The sequence below is a fragment of the Acetobacter vaccinii genome (genome assembly GCF_008365315.1).
GTDB classification, from domain to species: Bacteria; Pseudomonadota; Alphaproteobacteria; order Acetobacterales; family Acetobacteraceae; genus Acetobacter; species Acetobacter vaccinii.
Genome location: NZ_CP043506.1, coordinates 1,820,612 through 1,839,096, shown reverse-complemented (window position 1 = coordinate 1,839,096; position 18,485 = coordinate 1,820,612). Strand labels below are relative to the sequence as shown.

Here is an 18,485-nt window from a genome sequence, read left to right as displayed (position 1 = left end):
GATGTTTATGCCCTGCCCGGTGGGGCGTCAATCCCAGAAACAATAAAAGATATAATATCGTCCATGTTTCTTTCCGAAAATTGCGTATCCGTGTCGAAATATGTGCTGACTATTTTAGTAAGCCCATTTTCTGTCAGATCATGGTGGGCAAACCATGTTGCCTGCCGCTTGGTGTAACGGCCCGTGGCCAGGACGGCACGCTGCTCGGCTTCGGCCCTTGTTATAACACCAGCCAGCATCGCGGCAAGTTCCGGCACACCATGGGCGCGCATGGCGGGCAGAGCCGGGTCCAGCCCCTGGGCAAGCAGAGCCTGCACTTCCTCCACCGCACCGCCTGCCAGCATGGCTGCGAATCTACGGGCAATGCGCTCACGCAGAATAGGCCGCTCCGGTGCCAGACGCACCGCCACAAACCGACAGTCCGCCGCAGGCAGGCCTGGCTGGGCCTGCCACCAGCTCATCCCTTTGCCTGTTGCATGCCAGACCTCCCACGCACGCGTAACGCGCTGGCTGTCCTCCGGCTTCAGGCGGGCTGCACTCTCCGGGTCCAGCACCTGCAAACGCGCGTGCACGGCGGCGGAGCCGTCCTGTGCGACCAGATCGCGCGCGGCCAGACGAATGTCGTCCGGGCACTCAGGAATCAACGCCAGCCCGTGGGTGAGTGCGCGCATATACAGCCCGGTGCCACCACACAAAACAGGCAGCCGCCCGGCCTGCCATGCGTCCTCCATGGCGGCCAGCGCCTGTGTCCGCCACCACGCCACGCTACCGGTCTGCCCGGCTGGCAACACACCATACAGGCGGTGCGGCACTGCGCGCTCCTCCGCCTCGGTCGGGCGGGCCGTCAGCACACGCAGGTCCTGATAGACCTGCATGGAATCCGCATTGATAATGGTTGCCGGTAGCCGTGCCGCCACCTCCAGCGCCAATGCGGATTTGCCCGAACAGGTTGGCCCGGCCACAATCAGGGCCACGGGCTGCCTGCCGCTGTGGCCCACCATGGCCCTGGCCTCTGCCTGCATGCTGTGTTCTTCTTGCTTCATGCCCGCTTTCCTGCCACACACCACCCAGCCATGACGAGCCTTGTTCTGACCCTTGTTGCCCAGCGCGAGGCAACAGTTCTCACCCCCTCGACCATCGCCCTTGCCCGGGACATTGTTTCCGGCATGGGAGAGGCCACCGTTCTGTCTGCTGGCGAGGCTGTGGATATTCCCTGCCCCGCCACAGCATGGGACAGACTGCCCGACCTGCGCGAGGCGCTGGGTACCCAGCAGGTGGACCCCATTCTGACCTCGGTAGAAGGTCGGCGCAAAATGCTGCTGGTGTCCGACATGGACAGCACCATTGTCGCCAACGAAACGCTGGACGACATGGCCCGGCTTGCCGGTCTGGGGGACAAGGTTGCGGCCATTACCGCCCGCTCCATGAATGGAGAGCTGGATTTTGCCAGTTCCCTCAACGAACGGGTCGCCCTGTTGCGGGGTTTGCCCGCCACCCTGCTGGAGCAGGCCTGGGCCGATGTTACCCTGAACACAGGGGCAGTTGCACTGGTCCGCACCATGAAGGCGCATGGTGCCAGAACAGCGCTGGTATCAGGCGGGTTTACATATTTTACCGCCCGTGTCGGCGCGCTGTGCGGCTTTGATGAACACCACGCCAACACACTGCACCTGAGCGACGACAGCGCAACCCTGACAGGCACCGTAGAGCAGCCTGTTCTGGGGCCCGACACAAAACTGCGCCTGCTCAACACGCTGGCGGACAGCCTGAAACTGCCCGTTTCAGCCGCTCTTGCCATTGGTGACGGCGCTAACGACCTGCCCATGCTGGGTGCGGCAGGGCTTGGGCTGGCCTTCCATGCCAAGCCGGTTGTACGCCACAGTATCGCAAGCCAGATCAACCACTCCTCCCTACGGGCGGCACTCTTCGCACAGGGCTATCCGGCATCAGCCTTCGTAGAAGGCTGACACGCAGACGCGCCGGGGGGAGCAGCAACAGGACAGGCCATGCAGTTCGACCCGCGCGACATTTCAACCTACCCGATTATCCGCACCCTCAGCGCCGTCATTGGCGTGGGTTTGGTAACGTACTGTCTGCTGTTCTACATCGCACTGCCGCAGGACACGCCAGAGCATGTCATGCGGCATGTTGCCGCCCTGATTGTGGGCACGCTGGTTTTGCTGGGAGCAATCTGGGTCTAAGGCCTGAGCCTTAGAACCCCAGCCTGCGATGCATTTCCCCCACCAGCTCTGGCGTATCATCCAGCGGCCTGACACCCCATGACCTGGGCAAGCGGTCAGCCGTGCTGTCCAGCACACGCACACGCTCAGCCAGTTCCAGCTCCTCAATAAAATGGCTGATCCGGTGGGACCGGCCAGGCAGGGGGAAAACGGTCACCGGGGCTTCCCCCGCCACAGCTTCCGACACCATGGACACACTATCCATGGTCACCACCAGACTATCGGCACAGGCAATAAGGCCGACATAGGGGTTTTCGCCCTCGCCATCCCACAGAACGCCATTCACCTGCTGCACATAGCCCGCCAGAATTTTCAGCGCCGAAGGCTGTGTCCGGCGCGAGGGGGTGACAATCAAACTCCCCCCCTCCGCCTTTACAGTGTTGACCAGCACCTGCCCCAGCCTGTGGGCTTCGGCATCCGTAAAGCGATAACGCCCGTTGCCACCTCCAACCAGAGCCGCCACAAGCGGCCTTGGCAGATGCTCAAAACGCGGCTGCCACACCTGACGCGCCGCCCGCAGGCAAGGCTCTGTCAGCCCGTGCACGGCCGTGCGTCCGACAAGAATATTAGGGCCACTCAGGTCGTCATGCCGGCACGCCACGATCAGATCAAACCGGGAGAGGTTCTGCCGTGGGTTCTGTACCTGCACAACCGGGTGCCGGGAAGACCGCAGGGCAGCCCCCATAGCCCCACCCTTACCGCCTACGCTAATAACAACAGCCGATTGTGCCAGGTCGGGGCTGTCCTCCAGCGCCTTGCCGTCATGCCCACGCAGGAACGGGCGGCCAAGCCAGGCAGGCCCGCCCAGCGCCAGCCGGGCAATCCGGTCTGGTCTGACTGGGCAGAACGTGCTGCGCCAGCCCGCACGCTCGGCCAGGCCCAGCGCCTGCGAGCGCATGCCCGCAAAATCTTCCCCCACCACAAACGCCGCGCATTGCACAGTGTCGGCCACCGTGTTTGAACCCGCTACCGTTCCGGCATAGACTGCGCTCGTCATCACGCGCCTTCCTTTGCTACACCCCACATGCGGGCCAGCTTGGCGCCGCATATTTTTTATGTCCTTGCAGACACAAGAGCGTGTGTGCAAGGCCTTCCACCTTTTCCCCCACGAGAAAGGCAACACTATGTCCGGTGGTTTCGAAAACACAGGCCTCTCTGCCGCCCTGTGCGCACAGGCAAAACAGGCGGGCCTGCTTGAACCCACCCCCATCCAGCAGGCTGCCATCCCGGCTATTCTGGACGGGCGGGACATTCTTGCAACGGCCCCCACAGGCACAGGTAAAACCGCCGCCTATGCCCTGCCCCTGATCCAGAAACTCCAGGCTGCGCGCAAACCCCGGTGTGTTCTGGTGCTCCAGCCCACACGTGACCTGGTACTCCAGACCGCCAAGGTTTTTAACGCCTGCATGGCCAACCCCATCAAAGGTCAACCTGCGTCATTACCCGTCATTTCCATTCTGGGTGGTATGGACAAAACTGAGCAGGCAGACCTGCTGGCAGGACATGACCACACAAGCCGCGTGATTATTGCCACACCGGGGCGCCTGCTCGACCTGTTAATAGCAGGGCTGTGTATTTTGGATGACTGCGCCCATCTGGTTCTGGACGAAGGCGACCGCCTGCTGTCCGCCGAGTTCCTGGACGAAACATCGACCGTGCTGGACCATCTGCCCAAGCCCCTGCAAACGCTTGTTTTCTCCGCCACGCGCCCCCAGGACCAGCAGCCGTTGCTGTCAGCCCTGCTGCACAAGCCGCAGGATATTACCATCGACCGCCTGCCAACCCGGCAGGGGCCGATTCGGCAGGCAGCCCTGTTCATGGATGACGACGCGAAGCTGCCTTTTGTGAAAAACTTTTTCTCCCGCGCCCCTCGGCTGCGCAGCATTGTGTTTGTCCGCACCAAATCAGAGGCAGACGTGCTGGCCAGCACCCTTAAAAAAGCCGGGCTGGCTGCTGCCCCCCTGCATGCCGACCTGACACAGGACAAGCGCACCAGCACGCTGGCCAGCTTTGCCTCCGGCCGCGTGTATGTGCTGGTGGCAACCGATGTTGCCGCCCGTGGGCTCGACATTGCCTCCGTCGCGCAGGTGATCAACTACGACGTGCCAAACCAGCCCGAAACCTACCTGCACCGCATTGGCCGCACAGGACGTGGCGGGCAAAAGGGCTCAGCACTGACACTCTGTGCACCTAACGAACGCAACAACCTGCGCGGGATTGAAAGTGGCACCAATACCCGCCTGCGAATCCTGACCCCCGAACAGGCTTTGCCCACCCCCACAGCCAAGGCAGGCGCCCCCCGCACCCGCACCAACCGGCAGAGCTAAAACACACCCCCAGAGGGGGGATTGCAGCCTCCCCCAGCCCGCCGCATACTGGGGCACCATGCAACCCGGCTGTTTCCCCCACCGATACTCTGTCCCACGGACACAGAACCTCCGTCCCGCGGGGCCTGCATGAGTTGTGGGGCAAAACGTCAGAAATGGAGGCAGAAGCACATCCGCTTCCGCACCCTGTCCGACACATTGCCCCCCCAGCCTGTTGCGCTGCCCACAGCCCTGACGGAATATCCCCTCCCCGATCTGACTCCCTGGCAGAGTGGCAACTGCGGCATTGCAGGCGTACAGCATTTTGAGAGCGGCCAGCCCGGCCCGCATGCGGTTGTTACGGCTATCATGCACGGTAACGAACCCTGCGGAGCCTACGCGCTGGATACCTTGCTGCAAGAAGGCGTAAGGCCACGCCTGGGCCGCATGAGTTTTATTTTCCTCAACCTCCAGGCCTATGCCAGCTTCACCCCCGCCAAGCCTGCACTGGCCCGATATGTGGAAGAGGATATGAACCGCCTGTGGCGACCCGAGTTTATCCGCTCGGCCCACAGTTCGTACGAAATGCGCCGGGTGCGAGAGGTCCTGCCGGTCATTGATACAGCGGATATTCTGCTGGACCTGCACTCCATGCTCTGGCCGGGGGAGCCGCTCTTTCTGGTCAACCCACCCGAAAGAAACATCCGACTGGCCACCCTGCTGGCCCAGGCACAGCCCAACTGCCCCGCCGTTGTCCGCGACGAAGGCCATGATGACGGCACTCGGCTGATTGATTACAAACGCTTTTCTTCCAGCCGCAATCTGGCACGGGCCTGCCTGCTGGAAGCCGGACAGCACTGGCGGCAGAGTACGGCCCAGCAGGCCCTTTTATGCACACGGCTGTTTCTGGCCCATGCAGGAATGCTCCCTTACCCGGACACCACACAGCAGACGACGGGCGGGGTGGTGCTGAATGCTACGGTCACAGACTGCATAACGGCGGAAACCGCGACATTCCGCTTCCGTCAGCCTTTTGCCAGCGGCACGATCATCGCTCAGGCGGGAACGCTCATCGCCCGTGACGGACCTGATGAAATCCGCACGCCTTACGATAATTGCATGCTTGTTATGCCCAACCTACGCCCCAGACGGCGACACACGGCCGTAAGACTAGCCCGCCCGGATGACCCTGTGGCCTGACACGACCAGCCTGATACGCATGCCGATGCTAACAAGACGCGGCAGATCTTAATACTCGCGGAAGAAAGACCGCTGCCGCGTTGCAGCCTCGTCGCCTCTCTTGCAGGTGTTGCCCACAAAAGGGTCTGAAACCCTCGTATGCACCCTTGCTCCAATAAAGTGATTTCAGCAGCGCGTTCACTCTGCGCCTGCCAGTCTAGGCGCCCCAAACAAAAACAGGGTGCGGAGCCCAAGCTCCACACCCTGCCGTCAGACTTCTCCACAACCTGGCCTGCCGCCTCTTCAGGCAGCAGACCGAGCCACCCCCGTTAGCGGGAGTAAATGGGGAAACGTGCGCACAGTTCACGCACACGGGCGTGGACTGCGTTTTCAACTGCTGTATCACCCTCACCGCCGGAAGCGGCCAGAGCTGTCAGCACTTCGTCAATCATCTCGCCAATCTGGCGGAACTCGGCTTCGCGGAACCCGCGGGCCGTAGCGGCCGGGCTGCCAAGACGCACGCCAGAGGTAATGGCGGGCTTTTCCGGGTCAAAGGGAATGGCGTTCTTGTTGGCAGTAATGCCTGCCCGTTCCAGAGCGGCTTCCGCTGCCTTGCCTGTCACCTTTTTGGGGCGCAGGTCCACCAGCAGCAGGTGGGAGTCCGTGCCACCAGTCACAATGTCAAAACCACGCTCGACCAGCACTTCTGCCAGAACGATCGCGTTTTTCTGCACTGCGGCCTGATATTCCCGGAAGTCGGGGCGCAGGGCTTCACCAAACGCTACGGCCTTGCCTGCGATCACATGCATCAGCGGGCCACCCTGCAGACCGGGGAACACTGCGGAGTTGATTTTCTTCGCAAGGTCCGCATCGTTCGTCAGGATCAGGCCGCCACGCGGGCCACGCAGGGTTTTATGCGTGGTGGAGGTGACAATGTGGGCATGCTCAAGCGGGTTCGGGTACAGACCAGCCGCCACCAGACCAGCAAAATGCGCCATATCGACCATGAGATACGCGCCCACTTCGTCCGCAATCTTGCGGAAGCGGGCAAAGTCGATAATGCGCGGATAAGCAGAACCACCGGCAACAATAATACGCGGCTTATGCTCACGCGCCAGCTGTTCCATTTCCTCGTAATCCAGCAGGCCGTCCTGCTGGCGTACGCCGTACTGCACGGCCTTGAACCACTTGCCCGAATAGTTGGGGGCAGCGCCGTGGGTCAGGTGCCCGCCTGCTGCAAGGCTCATACCCAGCACGACATCGCCCGGCTGGCCCATGGCCATAAAGGCGGCCTGGTTGGCATTGGCGCCCGAATGAGGCTGCACGTTGGCATAACCCGCCCCGAACAGTTCCTTCACGCGCTCAATGGCAAGGGTTTCCACCTTGTCCACCTCAACACAGCCACCATAGTAGCGGCGGCCGGGGTAGCCTTCGGCGTATTTGTTGGTCAGAACACTGCCCTGCGCGGCAAGCACCGCAGCAGACACCATGTTCTCGCTTGCGATCAGTTCAATCCCTTCCTGCTGACGGGTCAGTTCCCCAGCAATTGCTGACGATACCGCAGGGTCCGTGTCAGAAAGTGACGCTTGGAAAAAACGGTCCAGATCGGCCTGGCTCATTCAGACATATCCTTAAAAGGCGGGGTTGCCAGCCAGCCGTGGCAGGGGGCTACGGTTGGCTGGCAACCACTTCATTACGGTATCAGACACATCTTGCCGGATGTGCTCGTGGCCTGTTTTATAATAAACATGACCGCTGGCGCTCTCTTTACCGCGTTCGTCGCGCCCCTGACAGGAGAAAAAAAAGACTATGGAGCAAAATCCAGCCTCGTCAGCCTTTACACGCTGTCTTCCCCTGAGCAGCCTGAGCAACACTCAGGGCCTCAAGCGCGTTCTGGGGCCGGGTAGCCTGGTCGCACTGGGTGTGGGCGCCACCATCGGCGCGGGTCTGTTTTCCCTGACCGGGATTGCCGCCGCGGAAAACGCAGGGCCAGCCGTTGTAATCTCCTTCATCATCGCGGCCATCGCCTGTGGATTCGCAGGGCTGTGCTACAGCGAACTGGCAAGCATGATCCCTGTTGCGGGCAGCGCCTATACCTATGCCTACGTCACTCTGGGCGAACTGATGGCCTGGATTATCGGCTGGGACCTGGTGCTGGAATACGCCGTGGGGGCCGCCACCGTGGCGGTCAGCTGGTCACGCTATACCGTATCGCTCCTGGGCACATGGGGGATAGGCTTGCCCCCCCAGCTTACGGCCTCTCCCTTCGAGACCGTTCACCTGGCTGATGGCAGCGTGGCGCATGGTCTGATCAACCTGCCTGCCGTGGTGATCATCTGTGCTGTGTCAGCCATTCTGATCCGTGGCATTTCGCAGTCCGCCATGGTCAATGCCGTGATTGTCACCATCAAGGTGCTGGTCATTGTCGCTTTTATCGGGTTTGGCATCAGCTACATCAACCCCGCCAACTATCACCCGTTTATCCCACCCAATGATGGCACTTTTGGCCATTACGGGTTTTCGGGCGTCATGCGTGCGGCAGGCACCATCTTTTTTGCTTATGTCGGGTTTGATGCGGTTTCCACCACCGCGCAGGAAGCCAAAAACCCTGCCCGCGACATGCCTATCGGTATTCTGGGCAGCCTGCTGGTCTGCACGCTGGCCTATGTCTGCTTTGCCTTTGTCATGACCGGGCTTGTCAATTACCGCGACATGCTGGGAGATGCCGCCCCCGTGGCAACCGCCATCAACCACACGCCATACCCGTGGTTGCAGCTTGCCATCAAGATCGGGATTATCTGCGGCTTTACCTCCGTGCTGATGGGGCTGCTGCTGGGTCAGAGCCGCGTCTTTTTTGCCATGTCGCGCGACGGGCTGCTGCCGCGCATGTTCAGCATCACCCACCCCCGCTTCCAGACCCCGTGGGTGTGCAACATCTTCTTCATGGTGCTGACAAGCCTGTTCAGCGCGTTCCTGCCCATTTCCGAACTGGGGCATATGACATCCATCGGCACGTTGCTGGCCTTTGTGCTGGTCTGCATCGGGGTGTTTGTCCTGCGCCGCAAGGCTCCGGCCCACCCCCGTGCCTTCCGCGTGCCGGGGGGTGACATTGTCCCTGTGCTGGGGGTTCTGTCCTGCGGGTCCATGATGATCTTTCTGGACGGTCTGACATGGCTGCGGCTGGTCATCTGGCTGGCCATCGGCATGGGCATTTACCTCTTTTACGGTCGCAGACACAGCAAACTGGCACAGAGCTGACCTGCCGCGCCGGTCTTGCATAAGCCGGACAGGAGCGCATACTGCGCCACTGTCCTTATTTTTCACTTTGCTGCTCCAGCCTTCCTGACGGTCTGGAGCCGTTCAGGAGTTCTCGTCCATGCCGGTCGGTCATTTTCCCTTGAGCCGCCCCCGCCGCAACCGCCATGACGCCGCGACCCGACGCCTGGTGGCGGAAAACAGCCTTGCTGTTGATAACCTGATCTGGCCGATCTTCTTCACCGAAGGGACCGACACCGTGACCGAGGTTGCCTCCATGCCCGGAGCGCACCGTGTCACACTGGACCGGCTGGCCCGCCATGTGGAGCCCGCAGCCCGGCTTGGTATTCCGGCTCTGGCACTCTTCCCCGTCACCCCGACTGAAGTCCGGGACGAACGCGGGACAGAGGCAACCAACCCCGACAACCTGATGTGTCGTGCGGCACGGCTGCTCAAACAGGAATTTCCCGATATCGCCCTGATCGGAGATGTCGCCCTCGACCCCTACACCAGCCATGGACACGACGGGTTGGTGAAGGATGGTTACGTCGTCAATGATGCCTCGGTCGAAATCCTTGTCCAGCAGTCCGTCAATCAGGCTCTAGCCGGTGTGGACATCATCGCCCCGTCTGACATGATGGACGGGCGGATTGCCGCCATACGCCGCGCGCTGGACAGTAACGACCTGACCAACACGCGCATCATGTCCTATGCCGCCAAATATGCCAGTGCCTTTTACGGCCCCTTCCGGGATGCTCTGGGGTCTGGCTCCATGCTCAAGGGCGACAAAAAAACCTACCAGATGGACCCCGCCAACAGCGACGAAGCCCTGCGTGAAGTCGAAATGGATATTGCAGAAGGGGCAGACATGGTCATGGTCAAGCCCGGCATGCCGTATCTGGACATTATCAGGCGGGTGCGGGACACTTTCAGCATGCCGACCTTTGCGTATCAGGTCTCGGGCGAATACGCGATGCTGATGGCCGCCATCAACAACGGCTGGCTGGAGCGTGAACGGGCCATTATGGAAAGCCTGCTGGCCTTCCGCCGGGCCGGGGCCAATGGGGTTCTGACCTATTTTGCCATAGAAGCCGCCACCACCATCCGGGAGACCCTCGGCCGGTAAGCCTTATTCCGCCGGGCAGCACCCGCAACGCCGCCCCTGTTCCCTGGACACAGCAGCATGACCTCCTCACTGCGCGGACCACAACTTTTTTATACATCGACACCGCAGCAGTGCCCCTATCTGCCCGACCGGATGGAGCGCAAGGTGTTGGCGGACCTGGCCGTGCCAGACGCCGACACCCTGCATAGCTGCCTGTCTCGCGCAGGGTTCCGGCGTAGCCACACCCTGGCATACGCGCCCCTGTGTGTCGGGTGCTCCGCCTGTATCCCCATCCGCTTGCCAGTTCAGCGCTTTATGCCAAGCCGCACGCAGCGCCGTGTCTGGCAGCGCAATACGGACCTGACAGCAACATTACTGCCCCCAACCGCCACACAGGAACAGTACGACCTGTTCCATCTTTACCTGACGCAACGCCACGCAACAGGTGAAATGGCGGCCATGACCCAGCGTGACTATACGGTCATGCTCCAGGATACGCCGGTTGATACCCGCATTATAGAATTTCGCGACCCAACAGGCGCGCTCGTCGCTGTCAGTCTGACCGACGTGCTGGAAGACGGGCTGTCGGCGGTCTACAGTTTCTTCCAGCCGGATATGAACCACCGCTCGCTCGGCAGCTATCTAATCCTGTTCCTGATCCAGCAGACCACCCTGCTGCAACGACCTTACCTGTATCTGGGCTACTGGATACCGGAGAGCCCTAAAATGGCTTACAAAAGCCGTTACCGCCCGGCTGAAATCCTGCGGGACGACCGCTGGCAGGAACTGGACCCGGCACATCCGCCCTCCACACTTCGTACCGCTCTGTTCCCAGCGGCGCCCCTGTTTTAAGCGCAGCGACACAAACAGAAACTGCGGCTTATCGTATAGGAGCCACAGCAACAGGCTTCGCCGCCCAAAATGGGGGCACTGTCAGCCAAGCCCAACACATTTGGCATGGTAACGCATCTGCTTAGCTACGGCCTTGCTCGCAACCCGTGGTAAAGCATGCATCTCAACCAGAATGACAGGGCCTGCTACCCCACTGCAGTCCAGCCCACACTAAAAAAGGCGATGGACCTGCGTCCATCGCCTTTGCCGTTCCATGCCATAGGGACAGGCTACGGTCAGTTATACCAGGCACCATGCTGAGGCACGGCAACAATATCCAGCCTGTCCTTGGCAAGGCCTGGGTGCGATGCGGGGTCAACATCCAGCCAACGCGACCAGCGCGACAGGAACAGTGCTACTTCCGCCCCTGGGGGAATGGTCTCCCCGCGTGATGCTTTTTCTGCGTGGGTGAACTGGGCATCGGGGTTGTACACAATCCGGTAGCCGAGGTTGCGGATACGCAGGCATAGGTCAACATCGTTGAATTCCAGGCTGAAGCGTTCATCAAACCCGTTCAACTGCTCCAGAATGGCGCGGCGGGTTGCAAACACAGCCCCCGTTACCATCGACCATTCACGCTGAGACACTGCCCAGTCCTGATAGGTCGTGGCGTCTGCTGGCCAGTTCAGCCAGGCATGGGCAACCGTACGGAACACCGGCACCATACCCGCGTGCTGGATGCTGCCGTCCTCGTAATACAGACGGACACCCACCCCACCCACGCTGGCGTCGGAGGCAAAGGTCATCAGGGCTTCCAGCCAGTTCGGACCAACCGGAGCGCTATCGTCATTCATGAAGACGATATGCTCGTCCTTGGCCGTGCGCCACAGGCGGTTCATTTTAGCGGCGTAGTTAAATGCCTCATCCGCTGGGCGAACGGTCTCAATCCGGCGCAGGGTAAAGGGCCAGCGGCGTTTGGCCCAATCAGGCTCCCCGCTGACGTCATCCCCCACAATCACCGTCACCTTGTCCATGGGCCAGGACGCCTTGGCAATGCCTTCCAGCAATTCCTCCACATAGGGCTTGCCCGTCATGGTGCTACGGGTGCGCCGTGTGGGAACGACAATGGAAACCGCCGGATATTCCCCACGTTTGAACTGCTTACGCTGCATCAGCAGTTCTGGTGCCATGCCCGGCACGTAGTCGATATCCGACCCCGCCTGCATGGATTGCAGAACGGCAAGACGGTCCTTGAGGCTGGCAACCGGGCGTTCACCCCTATACGCCAGCACAATATGCAGGATGCGGCTGATCCCGCCCCCGGCCTCAGCCACGCGTAGCACCAGATCATACAGCATGGCTGTGCCACGGGCTGTCTTAAGCCCCCCGACGGCGTCCAGCATCTTGCGCCGGATAAAGACGGGCGCGCCAATATAATCCTGCGCGATAAGCAGGGTTTTGTTGAAATCAGGCTTAAGGCGGATACGGTTGAGCATGCTCTCATCCGCCGCCACATCATCCGCATAGAAGAGCGAGATATCGGGCCTGTTGTTTGCGGCCTCCACCAGCATGGCCTGGGCATCGGGGTGCACATAGGCGTTGTGGGGTGCAAAAAACAGCCAGTCGGTCGGTTCACCTTCCGGCAGTTGCTCCAGATCCCACGACAGGTCGGATGCCAGCGGAACCGGGATAACAGTGTATCGGGTATCCTGCTCCATCTTGCTGAACTTGATGCCTGGTGCCTGTCCTACAGTAACTTCGGGGGCTTCTGGCAGCACAGTCAGCGCCTGACGGGTTGCCCGTTCCTGACGGATAACAGGGTCGGTATCGGCCACAAGCGCGTCAAAGCTGGCGGTAATCTGGCGGGCTACCGCCTCATACGACAGCAGGCGTTCGATGGTGTTCCTGGCAGCCTTACCCATGGACTGATCGCCCCGCATGATGGCGGTTGCGGCTTTGACCAAGGATGCTGTCAGTCCTTTTTCGTCAATTTTACCCCACTTATGGCCTTTCAGATAATGACCGTGGTTTTCTGTCAGCGTCCACAAGGTAGAGGGGACGGGGTAGCCGCATGATGCGTCGAGAAAGTCCTTGGTTCCAGAATAGTCGGTTGCCACAACGGATTTTCCGACAGCCATAGCCTCTGCCACGGTCAGGCCAAAACCTTCCGAGCAATGGGGCGAGGCATAGATATCCGCCGCAGCCAGCAGGCTTGTGACCTCATCTGCAAAAAGAGAAACTTCGAGAATACGAGCGCCGGGTGTCTGCTCCACCAGTTCGGTCAGAGCCTTGCCTGCCTCGGGCCGGTCAAACAGATGCTTGGTTTTAAGCACCAATGTCCAACCCTGCTTGGCCAGCCCCGAAGCAGCAAAGGCACGGACAAGCCCATCCGGGTTTTTGCGCACCAGATAGCTGGCACCGTCAAAGATATACAGGATAACACGCTGCTTGGGGTCGATGCCAAAACGGCGCAGCATGGTGTCGCGGTCAGTCGCAATTCTGGGCGGAATACGGACCGGATGCGGCACAACATCAACAGGCACACCCACTTCCCGCTCGAACACCTCGGCGCAATACACGCTGGGAGACCAGATCCGGTCAACGGAATGCAGGTCGTGCTTCCACGCGGCAGGCAGATGGTCAGTTTCCCAGACCCAGTAACCAATACGCTGTTTGGCAGAGCGTATAATCGCCAGTTGTTCGTCTGTCAGGACATTCCATGAATCAGGATTGAGATGCACTATGGCAATATCAGGCTGCCCAGCAAAGTCGAGGGTCGGCACTGCCGGACATAACAGCCGGTGAATGTGAAAAGGTTTCTGCACCGGGTAGGCATTGATCTGCACCCCTGTATGATGGAGCGCGCACAGCAGTTCACGACTGGCTGACGCCAGACCATTATCGTAGTTCCACGGTCCAAAATAAGCGATCCGCAGCGGATGATCCGTAGTAATAGCCTGATACTGCTTGGGATTGACCAGCAGCGAATGGTCATGACCTGCCGGAAGAGACGACAGGTCAGCCGCAAAAATAGCATGACGGACAAGATCGACGTCAAAGCCAGCCTTTTCCAACACTGTCGGCCATTCTTTCTGAAGTTTTTTAAGAAACTTCAACTGATCCGTCGATTCCTCAAACTTCTTGCGCAACATAAGAACTTTGATGAAGGGGAATCCTGCCTCGATCAGTTCCCGCCAGCCAAAGAAAGTCGGGTTCGCTGCAAAAGAGCTGACATAAAGCGCCTGCACCGTCAGACCTGCTGTCCGCATATTCCGGCCAAAGGGCACCTCATACGTGCGGATAACTTCGTCCTTGTCATCAATCCGGCGGATGTCACGGATAAAGTTCTGGAATGCCCAGGAACTCAGTGCTTTTGGTTTGAAGGCTACGAAATAACTCTGAATATGCCAGCCGTATTCATGGCTTTCCGTCAGACCGACAATATCCGCCGGGCACTGCCGCACGCGCTCGATCATCGCATTGAAAATAGTAATGTCTGCCGTTGGGACAATACTATCATTGGTCACGACCAGAAGCTTGGCCCCGAATACTTCCGGACAGCTTTGGAAAGCCTGCTGCCAGGCCCCGAAATCGTAACCACCATTATCGCGCACGATAATGCCATCGGCCGCTGCGTATTCCTCATCCGTCAGTTGCAGAGGACGGTCAACAATAACAACCAGCAACACGGACAGACCTGCATTCCGCAGCAGGGTCATATAGGGCAGCACATGCGGTTTCATACGCCCAGCGGGCACATGAGTGATCAGGATAGCGGCTTCACGCCCCGGTTTATTAAACCTGAATTCCTTAACGATCTGGCTGCGGATATCCGCACGCACTTTGACCGCAGCCCCGGCGTTAGGCAGCCGTCCTTCTGCCCGCCCATGGTCAATATAATGGATGAGCGGATGCATGCCGCTTTCAAGAGATTCCGGGTAAGTTTTACGATAAAAATTGCTGTCAAAATTTTCAGACAGAAAGCCCCTAAGCTCCCCAGCTGCGGCATCGTGCTCTGGCTTTTCACGCAATGCCTGAGCAAAGCCCAGCATGGCAATGGGGCCACGGTTAAGCATGTTGGCCAACACAGCCATGTGGTAGGGGGCATCACCATTATCGCCGGGCAAGGCGCTTGCTTTGGAATAGGCCTCGAAAGCATTTTCCAGTTGGCCAGCCTCTTTCAGCGCATGGCCAAGACGGATCCAGACAGCGCGCCTGTCGGGTGAGATTGCAACAGCTTTGCGGTAATATTCGGCGGCTTGTGCCCAGTCGCGCTGGTCATAACTGGCATCTCCTTTAGCGGAGAACCACCGGGAACGTTTCCGAGAGAGGGAACGCAGGATGTTACTTTTGCCAACCGACTGCTGCATGGAATGACGCCGCCTTAACCCGCACATGAGAAATGTGTTTTTTAGCTCACTCGGCGCCAAATATCCATAGGTTGAAGACTTTCCAAAGTAAAAAAGAATAAAAAATCCATATTCAAAAAATTAATATTGGACTTTTTGACTTAGTCTTGAATTTAAAATCAAATAAGGGGCTACAACATTATCATGCCATAGCCCCCTCGCTTTTTATACTTTTGTCAGCAAACTTGCCCGCGCCCTGTCATTCAGGCAGGCAAACCACCCTGCGGGCCATGCACCATATATATATTCATCCCACATAACATCCACATCTGCAGAATTCTTCACCGGCAAAACCAGAGTGGTATCTGCACCCAAGCCGCTTGCTTCAACCCTGTGAGGGAACGCCCCCAAAAGTTGGGCTTCATCTTCACTGGGACTGGACAAAAGTCTGTTCCAGCCATGCGTTATGACGTCATTAAAATTCCATGTCCCTATATCATCGGGCAACAGTGCCAATGCATCTTCGACAAACTCCATGCAGGCTTTGTGAGCTTCGGCCAGAAATTCCCGCTGCTCGACGGAATATGTATCCTGCGCGTAAACTTTCGAAAATCCACCTTCATTTTCTTCTATTTTAATAACTGTTGTATGGTTGGCACTTATCAGAATTTCCAACAATGACGGTGATGCTTCGATAATTCTTATTTTTTCTTTTGCTCCCGGCACATCTAGAGGTACGCGCACACCAGTCCATGGGTCACGATCAAAAAAGTACCCTTTTGTGGGAAGCGTGTCCGGCATAACAATATTGGCATGTGCAGTAAGGCCAAAGAAAAACGCAGAGAATTTTAATTTATTGTTACAAGATTTCAACAAATCAGAAAGAGGAGTAACCAGCGTACCACCCCACCCCAGGTCGATAATGGAAATGTTTCCACAATCAACGTCACCGACTTCCTTTTTATAGTAATCAACAAGAGTTTTTCTGTTTTTTTGAGATTCCTCTATAACTTTATCAGTCAAAATATCCATGATCTTAATAAGTTTTTCGAGCCCTACGTGATAATTTGGCCCATAGTTGCTGCCATCAAAAATGGTATCTTGAGAAGATGTAAAACCATACTCTCTGGCAACAGGCATATAATCTTCTTCACGAAGATTAAACATATCCATATAGACAGCTAAAGTTGTGCCAATAATAAAATTGCCAGCTTTTACAAATTTCTCAACATCTTCTCTGGTGGAAAACTGCGTATTGTACAAAAGACGGCGCGATGCAGCTACATAACATGCATCTGTTTCCAGCTCTCTCTCTTTTGCAATACGTTTGAATACCTCAAAAGGCAGCAAACCGTCACGCGCCAGAAACATCACCTTGTCAGAAGATGTTTTCTTGGCCTGGTCAATAACCCAACCTGTAAAACCAAGGACTATTGGCCCCAGCAGTTCATACCCAATATTTTGGGCCAGTTTCTGCTTCCACTCCATCGTCGAGCTTGAAATTTTTGCCCGATGGGTATGTGACAAACCCAATGCAATGGATGTTGTCAGATTGGCGGCATGGGTCAGCGGGTTTTTAACCAACTGACGGGCAAATGGCAGGTAGTGACTTTCCTTTTTATAATGCACTGCCGACCAGCCACATTCTTCAGGGTGCTTTTTGTCAGAAACAAAATTATCCCCAATGTGGAGAATACGTGTCCCCGGTGTCTGGATTTTATTTTCAACAATACCAAAAAGCTTTTTATCGCCTTTGCTGGACAGGTGTTCACCCGACACATACACTTCCGGCTTGTAATAGCCCTGTGCCTCCAGAACACTGCGCAGGAAATCGGCAGGCAGGTACATGTCGCTAACAAAAATGACTTTTTTGCCTGCGGCCTCAGCTTTTCTGCTCCATGACAGCACCTGCGGGTTTGCGCGCAGCACTTCACGCTCCACCTGCATTTCACCGCGCATGAGCATATCTTTGGCTACGTCATCAATGCCCAGTTCTTCCTTGATGACATCAAAGATATCATCAATCATGATCTCATAGGTTTTGTTCTTCGCATACTGTATTTCCCGCGCCTCGCGCTCGGCACAGAAGCGTATGTCACACAACCGATGCTGCAGGTCTGGAAAGCGGGATGCAAACCTGTTGTCCCAAATTTCAAACACGGAAATGGGCAGCTCTACATTACGGAAAAGCGCTGTATCAAAAATATCGAACGAAACAATATCAGCAGCCTGAAGCTTTTTTTCAAACTCGGCTTCTGAATCACTGTCAAAATACACCCGGTCCGGCGGAGAATACGCTACTGGCAGCAGGCCAGAAGCCCCGCCATATTTCTTCTGTGCCAATGGCCAGTCGAAATTGGCATTGCGAGCACCTTTTTCATGCTCGGTAACTGTCTGGGCAACCAGCAGGTCTATGGGGTTTTTATTCTCTGGATTACCCACATGCTCAAGATACCACCGGGTATCAAACAAGGGATGCGGATTATAACCTGCATGCCACCCTATGGTTGTAAAGTGCTCATAAGGGGTCAGTTCACTGTCCCACACCTCTGGGTATTGTTCGGCATACCATTCTGCATCGAACCATTCCAGCGCATCGACTGAAATCTTATCCTTCTTCAAATCAGGCCGAGGCTTGCTAGGTAGGCGCCCTTCCTTAAGACCATATTCCAAATAATGCCGATACGGGTTTACCTCCCCTTGGGCAACATCAGGGTATTCTGCAAGATACCATTGAGTATCAAAATCAGGTCCAGGACTACGACCTTCCCGCCAACCATACTCCATAAAATGATTATATGGATTATGCCCTGCTGCCCGCACGTCTGGATACGTATTCAAATACCACTCAGCATCAAACAATGGTGTAGGACTACGCCCTTCTTCAAGACCATATTCCAGAAAGTGCTTATATGGCTCTGATCCCGATTCAGCCACATCAGTATAACGTTTTAAATACCAAACAACATCGAACAGAGGGGTCGGGTTAAAACCTTCTTTCCATCCTGTTGTTTTGTAGTGCTGTAGCGCAAGCTCCTTACTCGGAAAATGAGAACCATAAGTTTCCGCGTACCATACTGCATCAAAGCAATTTTCTTCATGCAAGGAACTATCCGGATCATTAAGTGCATTATCCAGCACTTGCTTTGGAGAAAAAGCACCAAAAAAACGTAAAATTTTATGTGCTTTTTTCATGATATGTTTCTGCTCTTTCGTCATA

Annotated in this window: 12 protein-coding genes; 7 read left to right on the top strand and 5 right to left on the bottom strand. The window is 57.2% G+C overall.

Annotated features, from left to right (window positions below; all coding sequences use genetic code 11):
* Window positions 1-5: 5 nt before the first annotated feature.
* Entirely contained in the window at window positions 6-1,043 is a 1,038-nt protein-coding gene (gene miaA / locus FLP30_RS08255) for a tRNA (adenosine(37)-N6)-dimethylallyltransferase MiaA (protein WP_408834440.1), read from the bottom strand.
* Between the two features lie 30 nt (window positions 1,044-1,073).
* Here miaA and serB point away from each other — a divergent pair, with 30 nt between their 5' ends.
* Both serB and FLP30_RS08245 read left to right on the top strand, forming a co-directional pair.
* Window positions 1,074-1,967 carry a phosphoserine phosphatase SerB gene (serB, locus tag FLP30_RS08250; RefSeq protein WP_149279392.1) on the top strand — a complete coding sequence of 298 codons (894 nt, stop codon included), beginning with the start codon at window positions 1,074-1,076 and terminating at the stop codon, window positions 1,965-1,967.
* Between the two features lie 39 nt (window positions 1,968-2,006).
* A complete protein-coding gene (locus FLP30_RS08245; protein ID WP_149279391.1) occupies window positions 2,007-2,201 on the top strand; it encodes a hypothetical protein in 195 nt (64 codons plus the stop codon).
* 10 nt (window positions 2,202-2,211) lie between these two features.
* Here the strand turns inward: FLP30_RS08245 and FLP30_RS08240 are convergent, their stop codons facing one another.
* Entirely contained in the window at window positions 2,212-3,237 is a 1,026-nt protein-coding gene (locus FLP30_RS08240; RefSeq protein ID WP_149280299.1) for a mitochondrial fission ELM1 family protein, read from the bottom strand.
* 127 nt (window positions 3,238-3,364) lie between these two features.
* Between FLP30_RS08240 and FLP30_RS08235 the strand changes: the two genes are divergently transcribed.
* Together FLP30_RS08235 and FLP30_RS08230 are read left to right on the top strand one after the other, a co-directional pair.
* A complete protein-coding gene (locus FLP30_RS08235; RefSeq protein WP_149279390.1) occupies window positions 3,365-4,567 on the top strand; it encodes a DEAD/DEAH box helicase in 1,203 nt (400 codons plus the stop codon).
* Between the two features lie 129 nt (window positions 4,568-4,696).
* Window positions 4,697-5,746: a M14 family metallopeptidase gene (locus FLP30_RS08230; RefSeq protein ID WP_149279389.1), complete on the top strand. Its 1,050-nt coding sequence runs from the start codon at window positions 4,697-4,699 to the stop codon at window positions 5,744-5,746.
* Between the two features lie 308 nt (window positions 5,747-6,054).
* Here FLP30_RS08230 and glyA read toward each other — a convergent pair whose 3' ends face one another.
* Window positions 6,055-7,344 (bottom strand): serine hydroxymethyltransferase, encoded by a 1,290-nt coding sequence (glyA, locus tag FLP30_RS08225; RefSeq protein ID WP_149279388.1) that lies wholly within the window; start codon window positions 7,342-7,344, stop codon window positions 6,055-6,057.
* A 190-nt stretch (window positions 7,345-7,534) separates the two neighbouring features.
* On the opposite strand from glyA, the gene FLP30_RS08220 reads away from it, so the two are divergent.
* The 3 genes from FLP30_RS08220 to FLP30_RS08210 all read left to right on the top strand — a co-directional run bounded on the left by FLP30_RS08220 (window position 7,535) and on the right by FLP30_RS08210 (window position 10,937).
* Window positions 7,535-8,983 (top strand): amino acid permease, encoded by a 1,449-nt coding sequence (locus FLP30_RS08220; RefSeq protein WP_149279387.1) that lies wholly within the window; start codon window positions 7,535-7,537, stop codon window positions 8,981-8,983.
* Window positions 8,984-9,101: 118 nt separating this feature from the next.
* Window positions 9,102-10,106, top strand: a complete 1,005-nt coding sequence (gene hemB / locus FLP30_RS08215) for a porphobilinogen synthase (RefSeq protein ID WP_149279386.1) — start codon at window positions 9,102-9,104, stop codon at window positions 10,104-10,106.
* Window positions 10,107-10,163: 57 nt separating this feature from the next.
* The gene (locus tag FLP30_RS08210; protein WP_149279385.1) at window positions 10,164-10,937 is read left to right on the top strand and encodes an arginyltransferase; all 774 of its coding nucleotides are present in this window, start codon (window positions 10,164-10,166) and stop codon (window positions 10,935-10,937) included.
* Window positions 10,938-11,212: 275 nt separating this feature from the next.
* Here FLP30_RS08210 and FLP30_RS08205 read toward each other — a convergent pair whose 3' ends face one another.
* Both FLP30_RS08205 and FLP30_RS08200 read right to left on the bottom strand, forming a co-directional pair.
* The gene (locus FLP30_RS08205) at window positions 11,213-15,286 is read right to left on the bottom strand and encodes a glycosyltransferase (RefSeq protein WP_168200071.1); all 4,074 of its coding nucleotides are present in this window, start codon (window positions 15,284-15,286) and stop codon (window positions 11,213-11,215) included.
* Window positions 15,287-15,490: 204 nt separating this feature from the next.
* Entirely contained in the window at window positions 15,491-18,484 is a 2,994-nt protein-coding gene (locus FLP30_RS08200; protein WP_149279383.1) for a hypothetical protein, read from the bottom strand.
* Window position 18,485 lies beyond the last annotated feature (1 nt).

Coding starts and splice junctions, on each gene's coding strand:
- miaA (WP_408834440.1), bottom strand. CDS start 1,043: ATGAAGCAAGAAGAACACAGCATGCAGGCAGAGGCCAGGGCCATGGTG.
- serB (WP_149279392.1), top strand. CDS start 1,074: ATGACGAGCCTTGTTCTGACCCTTGTTGCCCAGCGCGAGGCAACAGTT.
- FLP30_RS08245 (WP_149279391.1), top strand. CDS start 2,007: ATGCAGTTCGACCCGCGCGACATTTCAACCTACCCGATTATCCGCACC.
- FLP30_RS08240 (WP_149280299.1), bottom strand. CDS start 3,237: ATGACGAGCGCAGTCTATGCCGGAACGGTAGCGGGTTCAAACACGGTG.
- FLP30_RS08235 (WP_149279390.1), top strand. CDS start 3,365: ATGTCCGGTGGTTTCGAAAACACAGGCCTCTCTGCCGCCCTGTGCGCA.
- FLP30_RS08230 (WP_149279389.1), top strand. CDS start 4,697: ATGAGTTGTGGGGCAAAACGTCAGAAATGGAGGCAGAAGCACATCCGC.
- glyA (WP_149279388.1), bottom strand. CDS start 7,344: ATGAGCCAGGCCGATCTGGACCGTTTTTTCCAAGCGTCACTTTCTGAC.
- FLP30_RS08220 (WP_149279387.1), top strand. CDS start 7,535: ATGGAGCAAAATCCAGCCTCGTCAGCCTTTACACGCTGTCTTCCCCTG.
- hemB (WP_149279386.1), top strand. CDS start 9,102: ATGCCGGTCGGTCATTTTCCCTTGAGCCGCCCCCGCCGCAACCGCCAT.
- FLP30_RS08210 (WP_149279385.1), top strand. CDS start 10,164: ATGACCTCCTCACTGCGCGGACCACAACTTTTTTATACATCGACACCG.
- FLP30_RS08205 (WP_168200071.1), bottom strand. CDS start 15,286: ATGCAGCAGTCGGTTGGCAAAAGTAACATCCTGCGTTCCCTCTCTCGG.
- FLP30_RS08200 (WP_149279383.1), bottom strand. CDS start 18,484: ATGACGAAAGAGCAGAAACATATCATGAAAAAAGCACATAAAATTTTA.